This window comes from Paenibacillus sp. MAH-35, from assembly GCF_058135425.1.
The window spans coordinates 61,166-83,499 of the sequence record NZ_JBYUPU010000030.1 but is presented as its reverse complement, the minus strand read 5'-3'; the positions used below and the strand labels follow the sequence as shown (position 1 = coordinate 83,499).

The 22,334-nt window shown below is 54.4% G+C and carries 21 protein-coding genes; 5 read left to right on the top strand and 16 right to left on the bottom strand.

Annotated features, from left to right (window positions below; translation table 11 throughout):
* The first annotated feature begins 280 nt into the window (after positions 1–280).
* Positions 281–673 (top strand): LytTR family transcriptional regulator DNA-binding domain-containing protein, encoded by a 393-nt coding sequence (locus tag AC3Y2E_RS24970; protein WP_379215247.1) that lies wholly within the window; start codon positions 281–283, stop codon positions 671–673.
* A 69-nt stretch (positions 674–742) separates the two neighbouring features.
* Here the strand turns inward: AC3Y2E_RS24970 and AC3Y2E_RS24965 are convergent, their stop codons facing one another.
* Together AC3Y2E_RS24965 and AC3Y2E_RS24960 are read right to left on the bottom strand one after the other, a co-directional pair.
* Positions 743–2,401 carry a long-chain-fatty-acid--CoA ligase gene (locus AC3Y2E_RS24965; RefSeq protein WP_379215245.1) on the bottom strand — a complete coding sequence of 553 codons (1,659 nt, stop codon included), beginning with the start codon at positions 2,399–2,401 and terminating at the stop codon, positions 743–745.
* A 116-nt stretch (positions 2,402–2,517) separates the two neighbouring features.
* Positions 2,518–3,051, bottom strand: a complete 534-nt coding sequence (locus AC3Y2E_RS24960) for a hemerythrin domain-containing protein (RefSeq protein ID WP_379215243.1) — start codon at positions 3,049–3,051, stop codon at positions 2,518–2,520.
* Between the two features lie 195 nt (positions 3,052–3,246).
* On the opposite strand from AC3Y2E_RS24960, the gene AC3Y2E_RS24955 reads away from it, so the two are divergent.
* Positions 3,247–4,998: a sensor histidine kinase gene (locus AC3Y2E_RS24955; RefSeq protein WP_379215241.1), complete on the top strand. Its 1,752-nt coding sequence runs from the start codon at positions 3,247–3,249 to the stop codon at positions 4,996–4,998.
* 100 nt (positions 4,999–5,098) lie between these two features.
* Here the strand turns inward: AC3Y2E_RS24955 and AC3Y2E_RS24950 are convergent, their stop codons facing one another.
* The 6 genes from AC3Y2E_RS24950 to AC3Y2E_RS24925 all read right to left on the bottom strand — a co-directional run bounded on the left by AC3Y2E_RS24950 (position 5,099) and on the right by AC3Y2E_RS24925 (position 9,356).
* On the bottom strand, positions 5,099–5,590 hold the full coding sequence (locus AC3Y2E_RS24950; protein ID WP_379215239.1) for a hypothetical protein: 492 nt from the start codon (positions 5,588–5,590) through the stop codon (positions 5,099–5,101).
* Positions 5,587–6,249: a trimeric intracellular cation channel family protein gene (locus AC3Y2E_RS24945; RefSeq protein WP_332073689.1), complete on the bottom strand. Its 663-nt coding sequence runs from the start codon at positions 6,247–6,249 to the stop codon at positions 5,587–5,589. Before AC3Y2E_RS24945 ends, AC3Y2E_RS24950 begins: the two co-directional genes overlap by 4 nt.
* A gap of 30 nt (positions 6,250–6,279) precedes the next feature.
* A complete protein-coding gene (kapB, locus tag AC3Y2E_RS24940; protein ID WP_379215237.1) occupies positions 6,280–6,714 on the bottom strand; it encodes a sporulation phosphorelay system protein KapB in 435 nt (144 codons plus the stop codon).
* A gap of 16 nt (positions 6,715–6,730) precedes the next feature.
* Positions 6,731–7,051 (bottom strand): thioredoxin family protein, encoded by a 321-nt coding sequence (locus AC3Y2E_RS24935; RefSeq protein WP_332073687.1) that lies wholly within the window; start codon positions 7,049–7,051, stop codon positions 6,731–6,733.
* A 3-nt stretch (positions 7,052–7,054) separates the two neighbouring features.
* Positions 7,055–7,576, bottom strand: coding sequence for a hypothetical protein (locus AC3Y2E_RS24930; RefSeq protein ID WP_190930771.1), 522 nt, complete (start codon positions 7,574–7,576; stop codon positions 7,055–7,057).
* A 163-nt stretch (positions 7,577–7,739) separates the two neighbouring features.
* Positions 7,740–9,356, bottom strand: coding sequence for an ABC-F family ATP-binding cassette domain-containing protein (locus AC3Y2E_RS24925; RefSeq protein WP_332073686.1), 1,617 nt, complete (start codon positions 9,354–9,356; stop codon positions 7,740–7,742).
* A 378-nt stretch (positions 9,357–9,734) separates the two neighbouring features.
* Here AC3Y2E_RS24925 and AC3Y2E_RS24920 point away from each other — a divergent pair, with 378 nt between their 5' ends.
* The 3 genes from AC3Y2E_RS24920 (at position 9,735) to AC3Y2E_RS24910 (ending at position 13,648) form a co-directional block, all read left to right on the top strand.
* Positions 9,735–11,168: an NAD-dependent malic enzyme gene (locus AC3Y2E_RS24920; RefSeq protein WP_379215233.1), complete on the top strand. Its 1,434-nt coding sequence runs from the start codon at positions 9,735–9,737 to the stop codon at positions 11,166–11,168.
* Positions 11,169–11,539: 371 nt separating this feature from the next.
* Positions 11,540–13,378, top strand: coding sequence for an acyltransferase family protein (locus AC3Y2E_RS24915; RefSeq protein WP_379215231.1), 1,839 nt, complete (start codon positions 11,540–11,542; stop codon positions 13,376–13,378).
* 75 nt (positions 13,379–13,453) lie between these two features.
* Positions 13,454–13,648, top strand: coding sequence for a hypothetical protein (locus tag AC3Y2E_RS24910; RefSeq protein ID WP_379215229.1), 195 nt, complete (start codon positions 13,454–13,456; stop codon positions 13,646–13,648).
* A gap of 256 nt (positions 13,649–13,904) precedes the next feature.
* On the opposite strand, the gene AC3Y2E_RS24905 is transcribed toward AC3Y2E_RS24910, so the two are convergent.
* From AC3Y2E_RS24905 to AC3Y2E_RS24870, 8 genes are all read right to left on the bottom strand, one after another.
* Entirely contained in the window at positions 13,905–15,677 is a 1,773-nt protein-coding gene (locus AC3Y2E_RS24905) for a DUF6382 and FHA domain-containing protein (protein WP_379215227.1), read from the bottom strand.
* Positions 15,678–15,690: 13 nt separating this feature from the next.
* Complete coding sequence (locus tag AC3Y2E_RS24900; protein ID WP_379215225.1) at positions 15,691–16,206, bottom strand: A24 family peptidase; 516 nt, start codon at positions 16,204–16,206, stop codon at positions 15,691–15,693.
* 99 nt (positions 16,207–16,305) lie between these two features.
* Positions 16,306–16,995: a TadE/TadG family type IV pilus assembly protein gene (locus AC3Y2E_RS24895; protein ID WP_379215223.1), complete on the bottom strand. Its 690-nt coding sequence runs from the start codon at positions 16,993–16,995 to the stop codon at positions 16,306–16,308.
* Between the two features lie 57 nt (positions 16,996–17,052).
* On the bottom strand, positions 17,053–19,287 hold the full coding sequence (locus tag AC3Y2E_RS24890; RefSeq protein ID WP_379215221.1) for a hypothetical protein: 2,235 nt from the start codon (positions 19,285–19,287) through the stop codon (positions 17,053–17,055).
* Between the two features lie 35 nt (positions 19,288–19,322).
* The gene (locus AC3Y2E_RS24885) at positions 19,323–20,330 is read right to left on the bottom strand and encodes a TadE/TadG family type IV pilus assembly protein (RefSeq protein WP_379215219.1); all 1,008 of its coding nucleotides are present in this window, start codon (positions 20,328–20,330) and stop codon (positions 19,323–19,325) included.
* 50 nt (positions 20,331–20,380) lie between these two features.
* Positions 20,381–20,614, bottom strand: a complete 234-nt coding sequence (locus tag AC3Y2E_RS24880; RefSeq protein ID WP_379215217.1) for a Flp1 family type IVb pilin — start codon at positions 20,612–20,614, stop codon at positions 20,381–20,383.
* 28 nt (positions 20,615–20,642) lie between these two features.
* Positions 20,643–21,413, bottom strand: coding sequence for a type II secretion system F family protein (locus tag AC3Y2E_RS24875; RefSeq protein ID WP_379215215.1), 771 nt, complete (start codon positions 21,411–21,413; stop codon positions 20,643–20,645).
* A gap of 3 nt (positions 21,414–21,416) precedes the next feature.
* Positions 21,417–22,133: a type II secretion system F family protein gene (locus AC3Y2E_RS24870; RefSeq protein ID WP_379215213.1), complete on the bottom strand. Its 717-nt coding sequence runs from the start codon at positions 22,131–22,133 to the stop codon at positions 21,417–21,419.
* Between the last annotated feature and the right edge of the window lie 201 nt (positions 22,134–22,334).

The following is a 22,334-nucleotide window of genomic DNA, read 5'->3' as shown; positions in this document are numbered from 1 at the left end:
ATTATCCATTATAATAACAGTATATACCTATAGTTGTAATATATTGTATTCCTAATAATATCCATTACAGTTGCACAGGAGCGTCGTATGAGTTCAGACAGTTCCTTATCCTTTTCGACATTGGAGCGGGCTTCGCTGATCGTTTCGTCCAAACGGCTTCGCTCTTCGCAGGCCATCGTCCTGAAGCTCCGGTAGAATCGAACTAATACCGTTTGTGCACGGGCTGCCCGAGTTCGGACTGGAGGCAGCCCGGCCATCCTTGAAGCGGGTGTGTGTACTTATGCATTTTCCGGTCACGCGTGATCCCAAAAACAATGACGAGATTGTATGGCTTGATATCAGCCAGGTCGTAAGTATACAAACCTGGGAACGTTCGGTCATCTTCCATACGCTGGATGGAGAATACTATCCCGTCTTGCCCAAAATATCAACGCTGGAGAAACATCTGGACCATTTTGGTTTCCGCAGGCTGGACCGGACGAACCTTGTCCACTTGTGCAAAATTCAATCTTTCGATGAAGAACGGTCGGTCGTTTATTTTGAGGAGCCGGTTACCCCAGACAGCAAATATTCGACTGTATCGCACGGCGAAAGAACGCTGGTCAAGAAGGAGCTGGCCAACTGGAAACAGCTTGGGACCAAGCGGAAGCAGAAACAGCAGGAAGGAGGGTAGCCGTCATGACCTCCCTCCTGTTTCGTCATATGCGGTTAACCCTTACCCTTTGGGATCGTCCGCAGGTTGCTACTCTCTAAGTTCTCTCCGGAGCACCTTCCCGATCATCGACTTGGGCAGCGAATCGCGAAATTCGTAGATTCGCGGCACCTTGTACGCAGCCAGCTTGAGGCGGCAGTAGCTGTCCAGCTCCGATTCGGACACCTGAACGCCTGGTTTGCAGACGATAAACGCTTTCACCGTTTCCCCCCGGTATTCGTCGGGCACACCGATAACGGCCGCTTCCAGCACGTCAGGATGCTCGAACAGTACCTCCTCGACCTCCCTCGGGAAAATATTGAACCCTCCGGCAATAATCAGATCTTTCTTGCGATCGACAATATAAAAATAACCTTCTTCGTCCATATAAGCCATATCGCCCGTACGCAGCCACCCGTCCCCGACCGTAACAGCCGTCTCCTCCGGCTTGTTCCAATACCCTTTCATCACCTGCGGCCCTTTCAGAAGCAGTTCGCCGATCTGATTGGGAGGCAACGTCTCGCCAGTGTCCATATCGACGATTTTGCAATCGGTATCCGGCCATGGCAGTCCGATCGAACCGGTTTTGCGACGTTCCCAGATCGGATTCGCATGTGTGACCGGCGAGCATTCCGACAATCCGTAACCTTCGACCAGCCGCCCTCCCGTCAGCTTCTCGAATTGCTGCTGAACTTCCAGCGGCAGCGGCGCGGAGCCGCTTATACAGCAGCGAATCGAGGACAGCTTGTATTTGACTGCCGAGTCCGGGTGATGATTAATCGCGATATACATGGTCGGCGCTCCGGGAAATATTGTCGGTTTCTCGCGGTGGATCGTTTTTAGCAAATTTTCGACTTCAAATTTAGGAACCAGCACAATATTGGCGCCGATGGATAAGCCGAAATTCATACATACGGTCATCCCGTACACGTGAAATAACGGTACAGCCGCCAGCATGATTTCTTGTCCGGCATCGACCTTATACATCCAGCTTGCGCATTGGCGCGTATTGGCGGCCAAATTGGCGTGCGTCAGCATAACGCCCTTCGGTGCCCCGGTGGTTCCTCCCGTATACTGCAGAACGGCCACGTCCCGCTCCGGGTCGACGGGATGGGTGACGGGCTCCGGCTTCGCGGAGCGGAGCAGCCGGTGGAGGATGAACAGCTGCTCCTGTTCGGCGTCGTACTTCGGCAAAGGTCCCTTCCGTTTCTGTACGAGCGGATACAGCGCTTTCTTCACCAGCGGCAGCTCATCGCGGATTCCCGTAACGATGATCCGCTTCAGACCGGCCTTCTCGCGGATATTGCGGATTCGCGGCAGCAAGAGGTCCAGGCAAACGATCGTATCCGCCTGCGAATCGGTGATGTGCCGAAGCAGCTCCCGTTCGACATGCAGCGGATTCAGCTGCACGACGGTCGCGCCGGCGAACAAAGCTCCATAGTAACAGATCACATACTGAGGCATATTCGGCAAAATCAAAGCGACCCGGTCGCCCGGAACGACTCCGAGGCTGTGCAAGCCGTTCGCGAACCGGTACGATTGCTGCAGCAGATCCTTGTACTTCGTCCGCTTGCCGAAAAACGTAACGGCCGGACGGTCCGGATATTGCTCCGCCGTCGTTTGCAACAGCGTCGTAATGGGAACGGACGGATAATCGAGCGTAGTCGGCACTTCTTGGGGGTAATAGTCATGCCACGGTCGCCGGTCCATGCATCATCCACCTTCCTGAACGCGGCGCTAAACCGCGCGGTTAGTACATGATATGGGCCAACGCCTGTTCAAGATGACGGAAAAGCTTCAACCATATTTCATACATTGTCCCCGGTTTACCGGTAATACCGGTCCATATCTGCGGCGATCTGGTCGGCCAGCGGGAATACGACCTCCTCGTTTTTGCGCAAATGCTCTTCCAGTATAAAAAGCGCCTGTTCGATTTGCCGCAGAAGCTCCCTCGTTTTCGACTCCGGGCTAAACATTCCGATACTGCCGGATTGCTCGATATACGACTTTAAGTATTGCATCGCCCACTCCCGCTCCAGATCCATCACCGACATCGGCCCCATCCTTTTGCCGGTCAGTTCCGCAAGGAGCGGAAATACATAACGCTTCTCCCATTCCTCATGGCTTTGCAGACGCGCCAGCAGCTCGCACACGTACGGCTTCATCTCGGCGATCCGGGCACAGACCCGACCGGGCTCTCCCTTCCAGCTCTCTTCTACCAATTGCCGAATCAACAAAATTTGAGCTTTCATCTCGCCCTGCTCCTCTTCCAACCGGTTAACCGCATCGCGAAACTGGACGCTGGGGTCGCAAAGCACCATCGTATGCTGGGTGTTCCTGTCCGTTATGAATCGGCTCATCGCTGCATTCCTCCCGCTCCTGATCTATGCTTTTAGCATAATCGGTTTCAGCTTTTATGCCTGTAATCCGGATCACACTACTTTTTACGACAAAATATGCAGGATTATATCGAAAAAAGTCGAAAATGCAATAACATTAGTGTATCTTTTAGGCTATAATGAGGATACATAATGTTCTGCACCTGGGGTGATGGCTTGCACCTGAAATCACGGATTTTCTACCTCGTTATCGGATACGTTATTTTTATATTATTTTTTAACAATATTTTGTTCTATGTGACGACCAAGGAGACGCTTGTCGGGAATGTAGAAGAGCAGTCGGTTCATGCCGCCAGCAACTTGAGAAATTCGATCGACCAGTACAAGACCAGCGTGAAATATGTCGAGGACATGGTCGGCCAGCAGCTGCGGTTGGCCGCGATCACCGCCAAGGAGCGGCTTTCCCCGCAGGCCGAGCATGTGACGAACGACGAGCTGGAGCAGATCAGCAAGGAACTTGGGGTGTCGCACATCACGCTGCTTCAGAAGCAAGGAGACGATATTATCGGCGTCCGTTCGTCCGATTCCAAAGAAATCGGCATGAGTACGAAGAAGTGGGGATACTGGTATACCGCTTTCCTGCAATTGCTGGAGTCCGGGAACGTTACGATTCCGGAAGGGCAGAAGCTGCCCCATTACTGGTCGGGACCGATCGAACATGCCGATACCGATCCGAGCAAAATCGACAAATGGGGCTACTATTACGATGGGGAAACCGACTACATCATCAATCCGTACGTGGAAGATATCCAGATCAAGCAGTATGACAGGCTGGCCGGTCCGGATCTCATCATGAAGAAGATGATCGAGGACAATCCCGGCATTTTGGAGATGACCGGTTTTAATTACAACCATTTCGGCAAGCCGCTAAAAGTATCGAAATCACAAAGCGGACAATATTTCGTATCGCTGTACGACCGTCCGATTCCGTTCGGCACGTATATGTACGAAGACCGCGAGCGGGACATCGACAACGTCAGACAGGCGCTTGAACGGAATGAGCCGGTTACGTACACGACGGTCGTTCTAGGAAAAAAAGTAATTAAAAGCTATATCCCGGTGCCGTCGGACGCCGACAATCAACAGCTGGACTATCCTTATGTTATCGGAGTGGTATTCGATTACCATATGATCCGGGACGTGCTGGAAGAGCAGATTACAACGATGGCGGCGAGAATTGGATTTCTGACCGTACTAAGCCTCGTGCTGCTGTATTTCGTCTTCCGGATGATCGGCCGCAACAAGGACGAAGCGGTCCGCGTCACGCAGGAGGCTTACATCGACGAAGTGAACGACATGTTCACGACGATCCGCGGCCAGCGGCACGACTTCCTGAATCATGTGCAGACGATTCATACGTTTCTTCAGCTCAAAAAGTATGACGATTTGCACCGGTACACGGGAGAACTGATCGGGGACATCCGCCAGACGAACGATATTATTCAGATCGGCCATCCCGCGATCGCAGCGATCGTGCAGTCCAAGCTCGTAACGGCGATGGACAAAAAAATCGATTTCAGGCACGAATTCGCTCCGTTCGGCAGCCTCAATCTGGGCGTCAAATCGGTCGATATCGTCAAAATTATCGGCAATCTGGTCGACAACGCGTTCGACGAAGTGACCCGGCTTCCGGTGCACGAGAGGTGGGTCGAGCTGCGCGGCTGGTACAACGCCGGCAACCTATTCATCTCCGTGCGCAATCCGGGACGTGTGCTGGACGAGGAAGAACGACGCAAAATTTTTATGCCCGGCTACTCGACCAAAAACAGCGGTGACCATTCGGGGATCGGGCTTGCCGTCACCAAAGAAAGGGTCGGATCGTATAAAGGGACGATTACGGTGGAAAGCGATATCGGGCAAGGAACCACGTTTACCGTATGCATGCCGCTGCAGCGATTCGGAATATAAGCTGGCGGCCGTTTTGGACTAAGCTCCCGTTATCGAAAGAACTCGCTTACCCTATACAAACACAAAACGGACCTCCCGAGGTCCGTTTTTGTATGTCCGCTTAATCATCGAGTTTGCTCAGCTTCCGGTTAATCTCGTCCAGTATACGCTTCACCGATTCCGGGTCGCGCGCCCCTTCCCGTTTCCAGGCTCCGAGAATGTCCGCTGCATCGCCCGCCAGCTGTTCCGCATCCGCTCCAGCCCCTTCGATCGTCTCGGAAGGATCGAACCAGACATAAGTTCCGTCTGGGCCGTTGCGGAGAAAAGACCGCCGCCAATGATCCGGGTACGTATGCGGCTGTTCTCCGAACATCAGGCCAAGCACGTCGTCGCTCTCCAGTGGAAGCAGCTGATGGAACGACTCCTTCGTCCCGTCCGCGACCGTAAGATGCAAGTAGGCATAGTGCAAATAATGCTCGCCCGTCGCCGTATCTTTCACGATCTCGTACAACTCCGTCCCCTCGGCGCCGCCGCCGAGCTCCTTGATCGTCTGAAGCCTATCCTGCAGCTCGTCCTGGGGGATCTGCTTCCGCTCGTTCCATGATTCGCTCATAAAGCCCGCTCCTCCTCCTTTCCTCCGGCTGCAAGTCTCCGTTGATCGGCCGATTGATGAAAATCCAGCTTCCTGCGGGGCAGCTTCCAGCCGTAATATACCGATAACATCCGCATCGTCAATATGACCGCAAATAATACAGCTGTTCGGATCTGCCCGTCCATCCACCCGAATCCGAGCGAGATTCCCGCTAGCATCGCCCATAACGCATAGATCTCATCCCGGAACACAAGCGGTTTTCTGCCCGCAAGCACGTCGCGGATCACGCCTCCCCCGATTCCGGTCACTACCGATGCGAAGATGACTACGCCTACGGGCAGCTCCATTCGTGCTGCGAATAATGCGCCTTGTATGGAAAAAGCGGCCAGCCCGACCGCATCGAAAAACGTGGCGATCGGCTGCCATCTGCGAATCCACACAGCCGGGAACAAATACAGCAGGAAAATCGTCGCAAGCGCCGTGTTCAGTAACAGCCCCTGCGACCATAAGGAGGTAATCGGTATCCCGATAAACAGGTTGCGGACGACCCCGCCGCCAAATGCAGCCGCCATCCCGAGCACGGCAACCCCGAAGATGTCGTATTCCTCCTCCATCGCGATAATCGCCCCGCTCGCGGCAAAGGCGACGATCCCCATCAAGCTTAGCACATCCCAGGTCAATGCCGTCCCTCCCCGCTTGCCGGCCGCCCGTTAAGACGAGCCCGAGCCCCAATAGTCTTTCTCCAGCGACCGCAGCTGCTCAATCGACTTGACCGCCCAAGCCTGCAGCTCCGGACGAGCCGGATAGCGGGCACGGTCGTACGAACCATCCGCGACGCTTTGCATGGAAGCCATCAACTCTTCCCACGCGCTGCGGAGCGATTCGTCGTAAGACGGAACGTCGCCTTCATACGGCTGCACCGACGCAGCCGGAACCCACACTTTCTCCCGCTGGGCCGCCGCCTTCCGTTCGTGGAACAAAGTAACGTCGACTTTATACCGGTTATGCAGATCGCCTTGCAGCGGATGCTGCAGCACGGCTATGATCTCGACCAGCACGCGGGGCGGCGACGATTCCAACTGTTTGGCAATATATGCGCCCGACCGGTGCTCTACAGTTACATAACGTTCAACGGATTCGTTCATCGCTTTTCATCCTCTCTTATTGGGGCTCCGGGAATAACGGCTGCAAGAAACGATATACATTCTCGACAGACTCGAACGCATACAGCTTGCGTACGACTGCGCCGTTATCCAGATGGATCAGGCAAGGTACGCTTTCCACCCGCCATTCTTGAATCAGCTGCGGTATCGTATTCACGTTCGCTTGCTCGATCGGGTAATCCGGCCGCATCGTCCCGACCACGTCGAGCATCCGGCTCCCTACCTTGCATGTGCCGCATAACGGCGTATATAAAAAAACGGCGAACGCCTCTCCAGCGTTTAGCCGTCCTCTCAGCTCCGATTCCGACCGCTCGATCATCCGTTATTCCTCCAGGTTGTAAGGTTCCAGCTGCCGCAGCGTTCGCAGGGTGTGCTCCAGCAGGTCGGGAATGTCTTCAATTTGTCCTTCCCCGATTTTCCGGTCGAAATGAACGCCGATCTCGTTCAGGCAGCGGGAACCGTCGTCCCCGTACCGGTAGGATAACGTCTGGACGATGGTCGGATTCGTTTCCCACAGCTGCTGCAAAATGTCTTGAATGTTGCGGCATGCGCTCTCCGGGTTGCGCAAAGGAAGCGAGAAGACGACGTCCAGCTTGCAGCCGGGCAAGGCGTTTTTCCATTCCATCTTCTCTCCGGCCAGGTCGACGAGTCCTGCGGACAAGCGAATCTCGGCCGTACTCCTGCTGTCCTTCAATCGGTAGCGGATAATATAACATCTCGACATCACCGCGAGATCGATCAGGTCGGAACGATGCGTAACGACGATTTGCCCTTCCAAATCGAGATCGTACACCGCCCCTTCGATGACAACCTTTAAATTTTCGTATATCGTCGGATCAAACATGCGCTCCCTCCTGACGGGTGATGTGCGGCGGACGCGGCCGGCGCGGTTCCTTGTAACGGATATAATACGACACGGCGCCGGTACAACCCTTTTGCTCCGCATAAATTTCCGGCTGGACATGAAAGACGGGAGACCGGCGTGATGCCGTCCCCCGTCCTGTATGTCAGGCATATAAAGATTCGCGCAGCCTTTTGATATCCTCGTTGTTCAAATATTCTTCGTACGTCATTTGCCGGTCGATGAGCCCTTTTGGCGTAATCTCGATAATCCGGTTCGCGATCGTCTGGATGAACTGCCAGTCGTGGGAGACGAACAGCATGCTTCCGTCGAAATCGATCAGACCGTTGTTAAGCGCCGTGATGGATTCCAAGTCCAAGTGGTTCGTAGGCTCGTCGAGCATCAGCACGTTGGCGCCGCTCAGCATCGCTTTGGACAGCATGCAGCGCACTTTTTCTCCCCCGGAGAGAACGGACGCTTTCTTCTGCGATTCTTCGCCCGAGAACAGCATGCGTCCCAGGAAGCCGCGAATGAACGTTTCATCCGGATCTTTGGAATATTGGCGCAGCCATTCGACGAGATTTAATTCCACCCCTTCGAAGTATGGCGCGTTATCTTTTGGAAAATACGCTTGAGTGGTCGTAACGCCCCATGCGAATTCGCCTTGATCCGCTTCCACTTCACCGGCAAGGATTTGGAACAATACCGTCTTGGCCGCCCCGTTCGGGCCGATCAAAGCAATCTTGTCGCCTTTGTTGACAACGAAGCTGATATTGTCAAGCAGCTTCTCGCCATCGACCGTTTTGCTCAGGCGATCGACCGACAAAATGTTTTTGCCCGCTTCCCGCTCCGGCTTAAAGTTGATAAACGGATATTTGCGGTTCGACGGCCTGATATCTTCCAGCGTAAGCTTCTCGAGCTGCTTCTTCCGGGAGGTCGCCTGCTTGGACTTGGAGGCGTTGGCGCTAAACCGGGCGATAAACGTCTCCAGCTCCTTGCGCTTCTCATCTGTCTTTTTGTTCGCATCTCTGATCAGCTTAAGCGCCAACTGGCTCGATTCGTACCAGAAATCATAGTTGCCGACGTAAAGCTGAATTTTGCCAAAGTCGATATCGGCGATATGCGTACACACTTCGTTCAGGAAGTGCCGGTCATGGGATACCACGATAACGGTGCCTTCAAAGCGACCCAGGAAATTAACAAGCCAATTGATCGACTCGATGTCCAAATGGTTCGTAGGCTCGTCGAGCAGCAGGTTTTGCGGATTGCCGAACAACGCTTGCGCCAGCAGCACGCGTACTTTCTCATTGCCGTCGAGCTCTTTCATTTGCTTCTCATGCAGATCCGTACCGATTCCAAGACCGAGCAGAAGCGAAGCGGCATCGGCTTCGGCTTCCCAGCCGTTCAGTTCCTGGAACTCGCCTTCAAGCTCGGCGGCCCGCATGCCGTCCTCTTCGGAGAAGTCCGGCTTGGCATACAGGGAGTCCTTCTCTTCCATAATGGCGAACAGCTCGCGATGACCCATAATAACCGTTTTCAAAACTTGAATTTCGTCAAATTCGAAATGGTTCTGCTTCAGTACAGCGAGTCTCTCGCCCGGCGTTATGAACACTTCACCGCTGTTAGGCTCGATTTCACCGGACAAGATTTTAAGAAATGTCGATTTGCCTGCGCCGTTCGCCCCGATCAATCCGTAGCAATTACCGGGGGTGAACTTTATGTTAACGTCTTCGAATAAGGCGCGTTTTCCGTAACGGAGAGTTACGTTACTAGTGCTGATCATAAAAACAACAACCTTCCCTTCCATACTATTCTGGCCGTCAACTTCTTACTATAGCATAATTTGCCTCAGCTTCAAAGCATTTCGTCGCTTCCTTGCCGCGTTCGAAGCCGGAAAAATGAACTTGAGAGGGGAAAGCTGCGAAGCAGGGACACAATCGCCCAAAAGCGGATCGTTCTCTTACAAACAGAGGCAGCATGCTCTTCTACGAACGATGGGGATTCATAGAGCGCATAGGGATGATGTGCGTTTTTGGCATGCTTTCAAACCGAACAGAAATGAAATGCAGCTGGTTTTGGTTACTACCTGCGATTTGGTGAAATCCTGTAGGAAGGAGCGAAACCAGATACAGCTTCTAAGGATTGGAGGGAGTAGCAGTTCATGAGCGACGAAGGAAATAAACAGCTGATTACCGGCAAAAGCATCATCCTTCGACTGGAAATCGATACGAACCGGATTCGTTTCAGCGATATTGTCACCGCGATAACCGATGAAGGTGGAGATTTGGTCGCGATCGACGTCATTCAGACGAAGCAGGAGCTGTCGATCCGGGACTTGACCGTTAATGTGGCGGATACGCTGTACACGTCCAAAATCGTCGATAAAGTGAAACAGCTTGGCGGTGTAAAGCTGGTTAACGTATCGGACCGGACCTTCCTGCTCCATCTCGGAGGCAAAATCGAGACCAAGCTGAAAACGCCGATCCAAAATCGCGACGATTTGTCCCGCGTATACACGCCCGATGTAGCCCGCGTCTGCATGGCGATTCATGAGGAGCCCCGCAAAGCCTACACGCTGACGATCAAACGGAACACGGTAGCGGTCATCTCCGACGGAAGCGCCGTCCTCGGGCTCGGCAATATCGGTCCGCACGCCGCCATGCCGGTAATGGAAGGCAAAGCGATGCTGTTTAAACAGCTTGCCGACGTCGATGCGTTCCCGATCTGTCTGGATACGCAGGATACGGAAGAGATGATCCGGACCATTATTGCCATCGCTCCGGCGTTCGGCGGCATTAATCTGGAAGACATCTCATCTCCGCGGTGCTTCGAGATCGAAGAGCGATTGAAGCAGGCGCTCGATATCCCGGTCTTTCACGACGATCAGCACGGAACCGCCGTCGTGTTGTACGCCAGCCTGATCAGCGCTCTGAAGCTGGTCGGGAAATCGATCGATTCGGTTAAAGTTGTCGTGTGCGGTATAGGCGCGGCAGGAATCGCCTGCAGTAAAATATTGCTCGCCGCAGGCGTCAAGGAATTGATCGGGGTCGACCGGGAAGGCGCTTTGGTAGCCGGCCATACGTACGGCAATCCGATGTGGAACTGGTATGCGGAGCATACGAATCCGAACCGTGTAACCGGCAGCTTGAGCAGTGTGCTCGCCGGAGCCGATGTATTTATCGGCGTATCCGCCGCCGGTTTATTGAAACGTGAAGACGTCCGGAGCATGGCCGCAAATCCGATCGTGTTCGCGATGGCTAACCCGAACCCCGAAATCAATCCCGAGGAAATCGAAGATATCGCCGCCGTTGTAGCGACCGGGCGTTCCGATTACCCGAACCAGATCAATAACGTCCTCTGCTTCCCCGGGATGTTCCGGGGTGCCCTGGATTGCCGGGCCCAGACGATCAACGAAGAGATGAAGCTGGCCGCCGCCGAAGCGATCGCCTCTGTCATCTCGGATGAGGAGCGGAACAAGCTGTACATTATTCCAAGCGTGTTCAACCAGAAGGTCGCCAAGCTGATTCGCGACAAAGTGGTCGAAGCGGCGATCCGGACAGGCGTTGCGAGACGAATTCCGCGCGAATACCGGTAATCTGAAATTCCGTCAGGCGAAGCGGAGTCCTGGATAAGGATCGTATAGCAACATACATTATATGGGCAATTCGGATGATTGGCCTCGTCCTGAGGAGTCGAGTTCCGGAGTCCCTTTTGCCGGGCAACTGCCACATAGCTGCATCGTATCGTATAATGCTTTCCATTAGCAGGCTTCTCCAACATCGGGATGCGGGAGGTCTGCTTTTTGTCGTCCAATTTGTTGCGGGAAAAGACACAAAAATTTTCTTTATCGTGGAGGTCGCTTTTTTCATTTTTTAATCAAACCTTTCCCCAGTCTGCCCCGTCTTTTCTCTTGTCATGTTATTACACGGTGTGGGATGCAGCCGAGCAGCAGGAGGATATATTACGATGATCAAAGAACAAGGCGAAGGCAAAAGCCGCTACATGCCCGGTCTTGACGGGCTGCGGGCCATATCCGTCCTGGCCGTTATTGCCTACCATATGAATGTATCCTGGGCTCCCGGGGGATTGCTGGGCGTAGCCGTTTTTTTCACGTTGTCCGGTTATCTGATTACCGATCAATTAGTCGCACAATGGCAAACCACGAAACAAATCGATTTCGCCGGCTTTTGGATGAGGCGTATCCGCAGACTGATGCCGGCAATGTTTGTTATGCTGGCGGTCGTCGGAGCTTGGCTGCTGCTGTTTGACCGCGAACGTCTGGCCTCGCTCCAGGGAGATTTCGTATCCGTCGCCTTGTATTTCAACAATTGGTGGCTGATCTTCCACCAAGTCTCTTACTTTGAAAGCTTCGGCCCTCCGTCTCCGCTCGGGCATCTTTGGTCGATCGCGATTGAAGAGCAATTTTACTTGATTTGGCCGATTTTGTTGTTGGCTTTACTGCGTGTTACGAAACAGCGCGGCAAGCTGATGATGTTCATTTTGCTGGGAGCGGCCGCTTCGGCAATAGCTATGGCGATGATCTATGTGCCCGGAAGCGATCCGAGCCGGGTCTACTACGGGACGGACACCCGGGCGTTCGCTTTGCTGATTGGCGCAGCGCTGGCGGTTGCCTGGCCGAGCAGAAGCTTATCCGCAGCCGTTTCGAATAAATCCCGTTTGGTTCTTGACATACTGGGCGGAGCCGGCTTGCTTGCGATCGTCTGGCTGGTTTGGAAAACCAATGAATACGATTCCTTGTTGTATAACGGAGGATTGGCGCTTTTTTCGGTTTTAACGGCAGTTGTTACGGCCGTACTCGCTCATCCTGCCAGCCGGGTCGCCAAGGTGATGGGAAGCAAGCCGCTACGCTGGATCGGCGTACGCTCCTACAGCCTTTATTTATGGCACTTTCCGGTTATGATCCTTATGAGTCCGTCAGGCAGCGCAGATGATGCCCATGCGGGCCGAGCGATAGTTCAGATAGCGCTGAGCCTGCTGCTGGCCGCATTATCCTGGACCTACATTGAGGAACCGATCCGGCGAGGCTCCCGGACGCCTTCCCGGGGAGAAAAACAAGGATGGTCGCCTTTCCACTACCGGAATAAACGCGCCGTATCAACGTTCGCCCTCATGCTGTTCCTCATCTCCGGCTATAGCAGCTTGAACGCCGACAAACCTGCCGATCCTTCGCCGGCAATAATCGAAACTAGTCCGAATGGGCAAGAAGATACAATCGTACCAGATACAGATCCCGGGATACCAGCAATCGTTATACCCGAGGCTCCAATACCAATGGAACCGCAACCGAAAAGTGAGGAAAGCTCGGAGCCCGCAACTAATGCCAGAATTACCGCAATCGGCGATTCCGTCCTGCTCGACGCTGCGCCCCACCTGGAGAAGCTCCTTCCCGGCATCGTGATCGACGGCAAAGTCGGCAGACAGATGTACCAGGCTTTGGATGTCGTCGACATGTTGAAGGCGGAAGGAAAGCTTGGAGATCGAGTCGTCATCGAGCTCGGATCGAATGGCGCTTTCTCCAGCAAGCAGTTGCGCGAGCTGTTGTCTTCACTTCAGGATGCGCGGAAAATCGTATTGATTAATACGCGCGTACCTAGAAAGTGGCAAGATACGGTCAACTCCACCCTGCAGGAAGTCGCCGACGAATATTCCAATACCGAGATCATGGACTGGTATTCCGCCAGCAAAGAAAAACAATCGTACTTCGCGGACGACGGCGTTCATCTGAAGCGGGAGGGCGCTGAATCTTACGCTTCACTGCTGAGTAAAACTTTACAGGGCGGATAACGTAATTAGAAGGTCATACGGAAATTCGGACCATCGCTCCGAAATTGCATGATCCGCTACCGAACGGGGAACCTTATGGATGAAACGGAGGCGATCCTGTTGAACAAAGGCCAACAAATTGCAAAACTGCAACAATACGCGGAAGCTAAAATTGCGATTCAAGCCGTTGAGGATAAGCAGGCTTACGCGTCAAGCCGGGTTATGGAAGATGAGGGCGTTCCGGAAACGCCGAATCAAGGCCAGCCGAACAAAGGGTACGACAAGCTTTAGCGACAACTGGAACAACTGAAATACCTATCGGCGCGATGACAGCCTTAGTACGGCCTAACACCGGACTAAGGCTACGTCGCCGATGTGTTCTGCTGGAACTTCATATACTAGGCATTGCATATCGTAAATCGTAAATCGTAGACTTCATATCGCCCAGCGGCTTCAGTGTCCGACCGGCCGCCGTCATGCGGTGCAACCACGCTCCCCGCTCCCCTGCCTATAACAGATCGCTGCTGACCCTCCGATCTTCTTCATCTTATTTTCCCACAGACTTGCCGACAAATACGAATCGGGTGTGTACGATTTGCAAAGAATCCCCTTCCGCCAGCGGATACCATTTGTAAGGAACCATCGGCTCGTTGTTCCATAACGTACCGTTTTTGGAACCCAGGTCTTTGGCGTAATAAGACGCGCGTTCGCACACGATCTCCGCGTGAAGCTTCGAAACGCCCGCCGTATCTTCCGCAAAATCTGCAGCACCCGCATCGCGGCCGATTACAAACCGCTCGGACTTCAGCGGGACCCGCTGCACCGTTCCGGCTTTGTGCACCTCCAATTCGTCATATTGCTGCTGTTCCGGCTCGATCCTCTCCTGAAGTCCGCTCCCTTCCGGACGGAGCAATACAGTCGCATCCGGGGCGCGAAGCAGTGTAGTAGGTTTGGCGGCTGCGGCTGCTTCCTGACGCCCGTATAAGCCGGAAAAAGGTTCATTTTGCTCCGGATTCGGATGTACGGAATAGGAGGCAGCTGACGCTGGAACAGCGGAAGTGCTGCTGCGCGGCGGCAAACGCTCCTCTTTTTTCCTTGGAGGCATATATCCGGTTAACCCGGTCATCTCCCGCTCCTCCATCGCTTGGTACGTCTGGGCGATCGCATGCAGCTTGCCTTTTCCGGGCCAGCACGGGCGGAGCAAAACAAATACGAATACCGCATCGAGCAGCAAAACGGTTAACCCCGCCCATACGATGAGCGCTCCTTCCGGAGCTTCCGCCGGATAAAAGCTCCATAAGAGCAGCAGCACCGCTCCCGCACCAGCTCCCGCCAACAGCCTTTGACGCGGGGCCAGCGGCTTGCCTTCCACCGATTCCTCTGCAGACCGGATCGCGGGATCGGACTTCGCCATCTCCTCTTCGATCCCCTCTAATCCGCTCCATATTGGAAAGGGATGGGATGATCCGCCGCGATCGGTAGCCGCGGAATCGGCTCTGACTCCTATCCAGGTCGGAATGTTCAGCGGTTCTGCGTCGGGTTCCGATATCCCGTTAGCTCTTTCGGCAATCGGACCACTCGCTCTCGCTTCCGATCCTCCGGCATTCGGCGGACTCCCTCCCATTGCGGCCGCTCTCCGATCCGTATGAGCGGGTTTTGCAGTGAGACCAGGCTCGGGATCAAGGGGGGAAAGTTGCGGTTTGGCGCCCGGAGCCGTCTGCACCGGATCGAGATACGAGCTGAGCTGTTTTTTAAGCTCATGAAATTCGAACCGTTCACGGCGCAGCACGGACATCAGCGCGGAAAACTCGCTCCCTTCAATCCTGTCGATACAGCCCGACAGTCGCAGCGCCAGCTCCTTAAATTGTTCCCGTACCGGCGGCTTGGCACCTGTGAGCCCCGCATCAGCTGCGGCTACCGGCACATAGACGATTTTCAGCTCATCGGGCGATTCCGGGCAGACGAACAGGAAATCCTCATGAAGCCAATAGCCCTCTTCGCGCAGCATATAGATTTTACTGTCATCGATGATTTTCGCGCACTGGAGCAGCAGCCTGTAATAAGTCTGAAGCACCAGCTTCTCCGACTTCATCCACTGGGACAACATTTTATAACCGGTAATATCGTAGCGAAACCGGATCTGCAGATCGATTTCTTCAATCTCCAGCGGAAGCAGCCCGGGGATATCGTTGGACTCCAGCATACGCCGCCCGATTCGTTCCAGATCGTCATAGCGGATCGGCTGCACGCCCGATAAGACGAGACAGATTCCTCTGTGCCGGACGAAATCAAAATTGAAGCCGTACCATGTTCGTTCCATCACAATCTCCTCTTTATAACGACGGGTTGCAATAAGTAGCAGTGAATATCATCGCCGGCAGCACGGCATACATAAACGGAAAGGTGGCCGCCGACTTCTTGTAACTGACAATCCCCTTCATATCGCGAAACAGCAGCAAATTGAACAACAGCGCTCCCGTACTCCGAAGCCGCGGCACGAACTGCTTGCGTACAGCGATAAGCACGAGCCCGATCACCGCCGCGAACAGTATCGAGTTCAGCGCGCCGTTGATGACGAATTCGCCGCCCGCCATAGCACCGATGGCGCCAAACAGCTTGACGTCTCCGGCACCGACCGCGCCGAATAGATACAGCGCCAGCATAATGCCGAAACCTGCGGCGAAACCGAGCAGCGATCCGGCTAATCCGTCCCAGCCGCCGATTGCTGCGTTGTAACCTACACCGAGTGCAATTCCGGCTACCGTATACCGGTTAGGAATTTTACTTTGCTTGACATCATGGTAAAACGACACCAAAATTAAAGCGGCCAGTCCCGCAACGACCACCATCCTTCATTTCCCCCATTCCCGAATCGTAATTCCAACCTGCATATCAACACCCTGGAAAGTGAACGTACAGCGCTCTGTTTATTCGCTGCCTCGTCCCGTTTACGCTCCCGTCCATATACGCTCGTACGCTTTTTTTCGAAGCTTCACGGTTTTATTCACAAAAGGGATCGGTAATCTCACCACGTACTCCGCTTCGATCCCTACGAACCTACGGCCCGGGTCCGTGAAACTGGGTACGACAACTTTAGACACGGTCAGCTTGTCTTCCTTCAGCACATTCCGGTCCGCATAACGCAGAACGGCCAGCTTGAAAGCGGTGCGAACCGCGGGATCGATATGAGATTCGACGTAACGGTCGTATTCGTCCGTTCCCAGCTTCTCTAGCTGCTCCCGCTTTTGGCGTTCCCAATCGACCCAATCGACGAACAGATCCGGGATAAACGCTTTGTAATCTTCGACCCATTGCTCCCCTTGCGTCAGCTTATCCCGCGCGGAGCGGATATGGCCCAGCCATTGCTCGACGAATCCGCCCGCCTGGCTCTGTCCGTACAACCGGAGCGCTTCATCCGCAAGCAGCTGGACCGGATAGGCGCTGGCGGCCATCTGCTTGACGGTTTCCGTGGCTGCGTTCTGCAGCGCCATATCGGCTACAGTAAGTTTGATCATGCATATAAGCGCAAGCACGAACGCGAGAAAAAACGGCATCGCCAACGTCGCCTCAAGCGTCACGCCGCCATGCTCGTCCGTTATCAGCTTCAAGCCGCCCCTCCGGCGATCCGCCTTGTACATAGGTTCCCCCCTTTGGATTCAGCAGCCTTACTTTACATCCTGGCGGACAGTGACGCTTCAATACGATAAAGCAGCGGTTTTCGTGATAGCCGCCTGCCTGCCTTCAACCGGATAGCCGAACAAAGACATGGAATACGGCATAAACCAGAGCCGCACCTTCGTTTCCGTCCTCGCTTGCATATAGACCGGCGTCTCTCTTAGATCCGTCCCGGTATTTAATTCGATTAAGCTTTGCATCCGGGCGTTCATCGGTTCTCTTTTGGTATGCAGGAGCAGAAACAAGCGCAAATAATCTTTGTAATTCATCGTTACGGTATCCGGAAGTTTGTCCGACACCGGGACTTCCTCCCCGTTTACGAGTTTCGTCATGTCGCTATACGCCTTAACCCCGCCTTCGGCAATCGCCCAGAGGATCGTTAGCAACGGAGAACCGGCGGCGACGATTTTCGCTTCCGGCGACATGAGCGCCTCCGCCGTTCGGACAGCCAGTCGCAGCGTGAACATCTCCGTATAAGCCGCAGATTGATTTTTCAGACACGAATTAAGCCCGTAGAGCAAATATTCCGCTTCCTGATTAGGCAGCTCGTGCGAAGCGCGCCCGGATCTTTCATAATCCGGTTTCAACACGCCGTCTTTGCCCGTCTCCTTTCCGTACGTCCTATAGTTGAATTTCGTTAGCGCATACTCATTGATGTACATCTCGTCCCGGAACTGGCCGGCTGCGTTAGCCAAGCCTCCTAACAGCTTGTCGATCGTGCCTTTGGTTCGTTCCTTCGCCTCCTCCGCGCTGCCCAGCTCTTCTACGCCGGACGTTTCCGATGAAGAAACCCGGTTGTAGTCCATATACTTTCGATAAAAGGACGGGTTTGCCGAATCGGAGTCGTCCGTTAATGCTTTGTAGGCTTCCTCCGTGCCGCCTCCGCAGTCCGCCCATATTTTGCGCACCTGGTCCCATATATGGGCGTAACGTTCCTGTTCCTGGCGTTTTAATTGGGCGATCCGCCCGGTTTGGGCTGTTCGGCGTTCCTCCTCCGCGCGTTGTTCGTTAAGAAATTGCACCGCTTTGCCCGCGTACGCGTCGTTGGACTCCGATAAAATCTCCATCCGCACCGAATCGAACCGGGTGTCTCCGGCAAATAAAGTCGTTGCGTCCAGCGCAGATTCGAATCCGCTAAACATGGCGCTGATCCCGCCGAGACCGGTCTTGTACGCTATATAATAAGCATCGGGCATCGTTGCCGCATGCAACGTCTCCGGAGCTATGCCCGAATCCGCCGGCAATCCGCCCATTTCTTCCCTGATCCGGTCGTCCAGCGCTTTAGCCCGGTCCAGCGTCTGGAATACAGCTTGCGTCTGCTCGGTCAGAATGACTTGATCGCGCTTCGCTTCCATTTTCGTTGCGGGCAGCAAAAGCGTATATTCGGCGATATACAAAAGAATCCGTTCCAGCTCGTCGATTTGGGCGTACAATTTCGCTGCGCTGCGTTCAAGCTCGCTTATGGATTGCGACATGGCGGCCAGCACCTCCGCTGCCTGTACGCCCGCGCGGATCAGCTCGGCCATGCTGGCTTTCCGTTTGGTAATCGTACGGTTCAGCGCTTCAGCCTGTGAACGGATCGTCTGGATCTGCCCTCTCACTTCCTCCGCCTGGCGAAGTCCGATCAAACGGTTCAGCTCATCCAGTCTCCCCAGCTTCACAGCATAGTAGTTCCGGTAGATCGAAGCTTTCTCGGCAATTTCCTGCGCTTTTGCCCAAGCCCCGTCCAATTCCTTCTCCCGTTCGACAATCAGTTCCTCGATCTTCCCGGCCTGCTCCGTAAACTTCGATAAACCGGACAGCATGGACGTCGCTTTCGAGCCGTTCAGCAGCTTGTCCGTTACATTCAGCGTAAACTCGACCGGGGCGCGATACTTCATCTCCTCCAGCACTTGCCGCTCGAAGACAGCCGAATTCGCCAACGTATACAGCGGCTTGAGCGACTCGGATACCGGGGACGCTTCGACCAGCCGGAACGTTCCCCCGCCGCCCGGCGATAAATTTTGTTCCAATACTTGCGCAAAAAGCTCGGAACTCTGCTCTGGACTTATACCCAAGCCATACAATCCGTACGTTTGCAATACCGGGTCGTAAGCGGACAGTACGGACCGCAGCGCCGCCTTGGACGCTATTTCCGTTTGCCGCTCCGCCATCTTCACCCTTGCCGAGTCAATTAATACCGAATGAAATGCAAACAACGGCGCGATCAGCAATACGAGCGATATAGATACCGTACCCGCTCTCGACTTCCACACAAGCGCGAAGCCTCCTTTCCGTGCACCGCCTGCCGTTACTGATGGATAACGACAAGGATGCCACGCTTCTCCAGCTCTTGTCTCAGCGGCTTCGAAGGACCGATCTTCCCGTCTTTCTCCTTCCGGAAAAAGTGCCACACGACTCCTTTCACCTGCGAGCCGCTGCGCATCAGTTCCAAATCTTTAATGATCTGCGATTCGATGTCCTTACTTTTGGACGTATACCCGAGCTTCACCTCGTGAACGAGACCGTCCGCGTCGAGAGCGTCCAGCTGCCTCCGTCCGGAAGGCGGGCTTACCGTTATTTTTACTCCCCCGGTGATCGAGCGGATGTATTCGGCCGCTTCTTCGGCACGCCCGAACGCCAGCTTCTTCGTGACGTTTTCGGTCGGGGCGGGAACCGTTTGCTCGGCTTTCGGTTTGGATATCATATCCTTAACCCGGACGACGAACGTTCGGACGAAATCGACATTGCGGATCAGCTCCACCGGTTCCGTTACGACAGAGCTTACTTCGGTTTCCATCCAGGATCGGGTCCACTTGCTCGCCAGAAACGGAAGCACCCCGCTTTGTCCCAGGCGGGCCGTCACCTCCCGGTCTACGATTCCATGCCGGTAAGTGATCGTACCCTTCACTTGCTGCGGCAGTTCCTCGGCCGCTTTGTACAGCTTGCGTTCTGGCAAGCCGGCTCCTGCTTCGTCTGCGGAGCCGGCGGGAAGCTCGATCCTCCGCACCCCGCCACTCGCGCCGAATGCGAACATCCCGCTTATTCCATCGCTGCCGGTACGCCAGTATAAACCGTCGTTTCGCTGCGGCGCCACGTTTCCCGTCTCCCAGTCTTTTCCGCTGTTGTCCCAAGAGTACGCCGAACGTTCGGCAGCCGCAGCCGCAGTATGATACAACGATACCTTTTGGTACAAAAACAGGCTGAAAAAAACAATCGAGAAAACAATCAGCAGCACAGTCGGATATACGAGCGACGTTTCCAGCGTAAAGCTGCCCGAATCCGACCGGATGAACCGATTCGCTACCCGAAGCGCCAAACTGGGATTCCCTCTCCGGCCGCTTGGCCGGAGACGTTTCGCTGTACCGGTCATGGAGAAGCAGGAGCCTGGCACGAATCGGGCGTGCTCAAGCAATCTTTGGCTCCCGTATTGCTCAGCTCGCTGTTGGCCTCCCCGAACAGTTTTTTAATAAAGGATAAAATCCATTTGCGGAACGCAATCGCAACGATCACGAGAACAGCTACAATTAGCAGCAGCTCCAGCGTCCCGATACCGTCCTCTTCCTCCCATAGTTGCTTCATCAATCGTTTCCCTTGATCCACCACATTGTTCCTCCTTTTAATGGTCCGGCTAGTCCATAAGCAATATGGCCGGCGCGGCCACTATCATCATCACGGCGAGCAATATAAGAAGCATCGGAAAAATAAGTTTCGCTGACGCTTCCTCCCCGAGGATGCGCGTCATCGCCTTCCGTTTCTCCCACAGCTCGCGGTTCAGGGACCGCAGAGACAGGACGAATAATTCGCCGCCCCTTCGGTAATTCATCAGTACGGTCGTTGTAAATACCGATATTTCAGCGGAGGAGCAACGCTTGCTCAGCTTCTCCATCGCGATCGGAAACGACTCGTTGTTGCGCAGCCGGTTCGCCAGCATCACCAGCTCTGCGGCCAGAGGTCCTCCCGTTCCCGAGGACGAATACGCTTCGGCGCATCGGACGATGGCGCCCTGCACCGTATCTCCGGCATTGACAAGCAGCGTCAGCTTGTTCAGAAATTCGGGCAGCTCCATAACCAGCTTTCTTCGCTTATGCTGGATCTTGTTATCCAGACGGCGAAACATCACGAACGGAACCAGACAGGCGCAAGCGATGCAAGCTCCCGTTACATACAGATCGCCGCCTGTAAGAAGGCCGAGCAAAACGGCTGACGCAACGGTCAGCCCTATCGCGGATATTAGATCAGCCGAAAACGTTTTGGCATGTCGCATATCCGGATCTTCGCCATGGAGCGCAATCATTTTGTGAACCAGATTCCAATTGCCCTTCGACAGCTTCTCCGTCAGCCTCCACCTTTCGGCGATTCGGCCCGACAGGGGAGCCAGCAAGCGGAGCATACGTTCCATATCTCACATCCCGATGTTCATAATGGTCCGGGCCAGCCACTGGCTCACCGCAAGAATAAGCAGAGCTGCAGTCATGATCAAATGACCCGCCCCTTCGTATAGAGGCTGCATATAATCCGGAGAGCTGAACGACAAAAACGCAACGATCACAAACGGTATAAACCCGAGCGCCTTCGCCTCGAACCGTTTCTGTGCGATCAGTACCGACAAGTCCTGCTCGATGTCCATCTTCTCCCCGATCAGGTTCGACGTCCGGCGCATCACCTCGACCAGATCGCCTCCCGTCCGTTTGCAAGCGGCGAACGATTCCGCGAACTGCTTCACGTCCTCAATGCCGCTCCGGCGCCCAAGATCGAGCAGCGATCGCTCAATCGGTTCTCCGTTCTCGGTCCTCCGGTTAATCCGGTTCAACTCGCGAATCATATCGGTACGAGGGTCGGGATACAACAAGACCAGATCGCTTCCCGTCTCACGAAACGCGTTCTCCACCGACTTGCCGGCCGAAAGCGCCGAGGACAGCGAGTACAACGCATGCTTGAATTGCCGGCGCAGCTCCTCCTTGCGTCTTTGGATCAGCAGCCGCTTCCTTACTTTCGGATACAGAACCGCAATCATCGAAATCACCAGGCAGATCAGGACGTTTTTGTAAAATAAAAATCCGAGTACGAACAATACCGCACCGGCGGCGCATCCCGAAATCCACTGATCCGCTCGGCTCATCGCGTAATCCTCATAATCGCCAATGTCCGGCGGGACAGATGCGCTGCCGGATTTGCGATCCGTTCTCCCACCTGATCCGCGTGCCGTACTTTTTCGGCTTAAACCCAACCGACCCCATAAAAGGAATGCCGCATACGCAGCCACCCCGGTGGCAATCGCAACCGCCATTATCCACAACCCGCAATCACCTCCTTTCCTCAT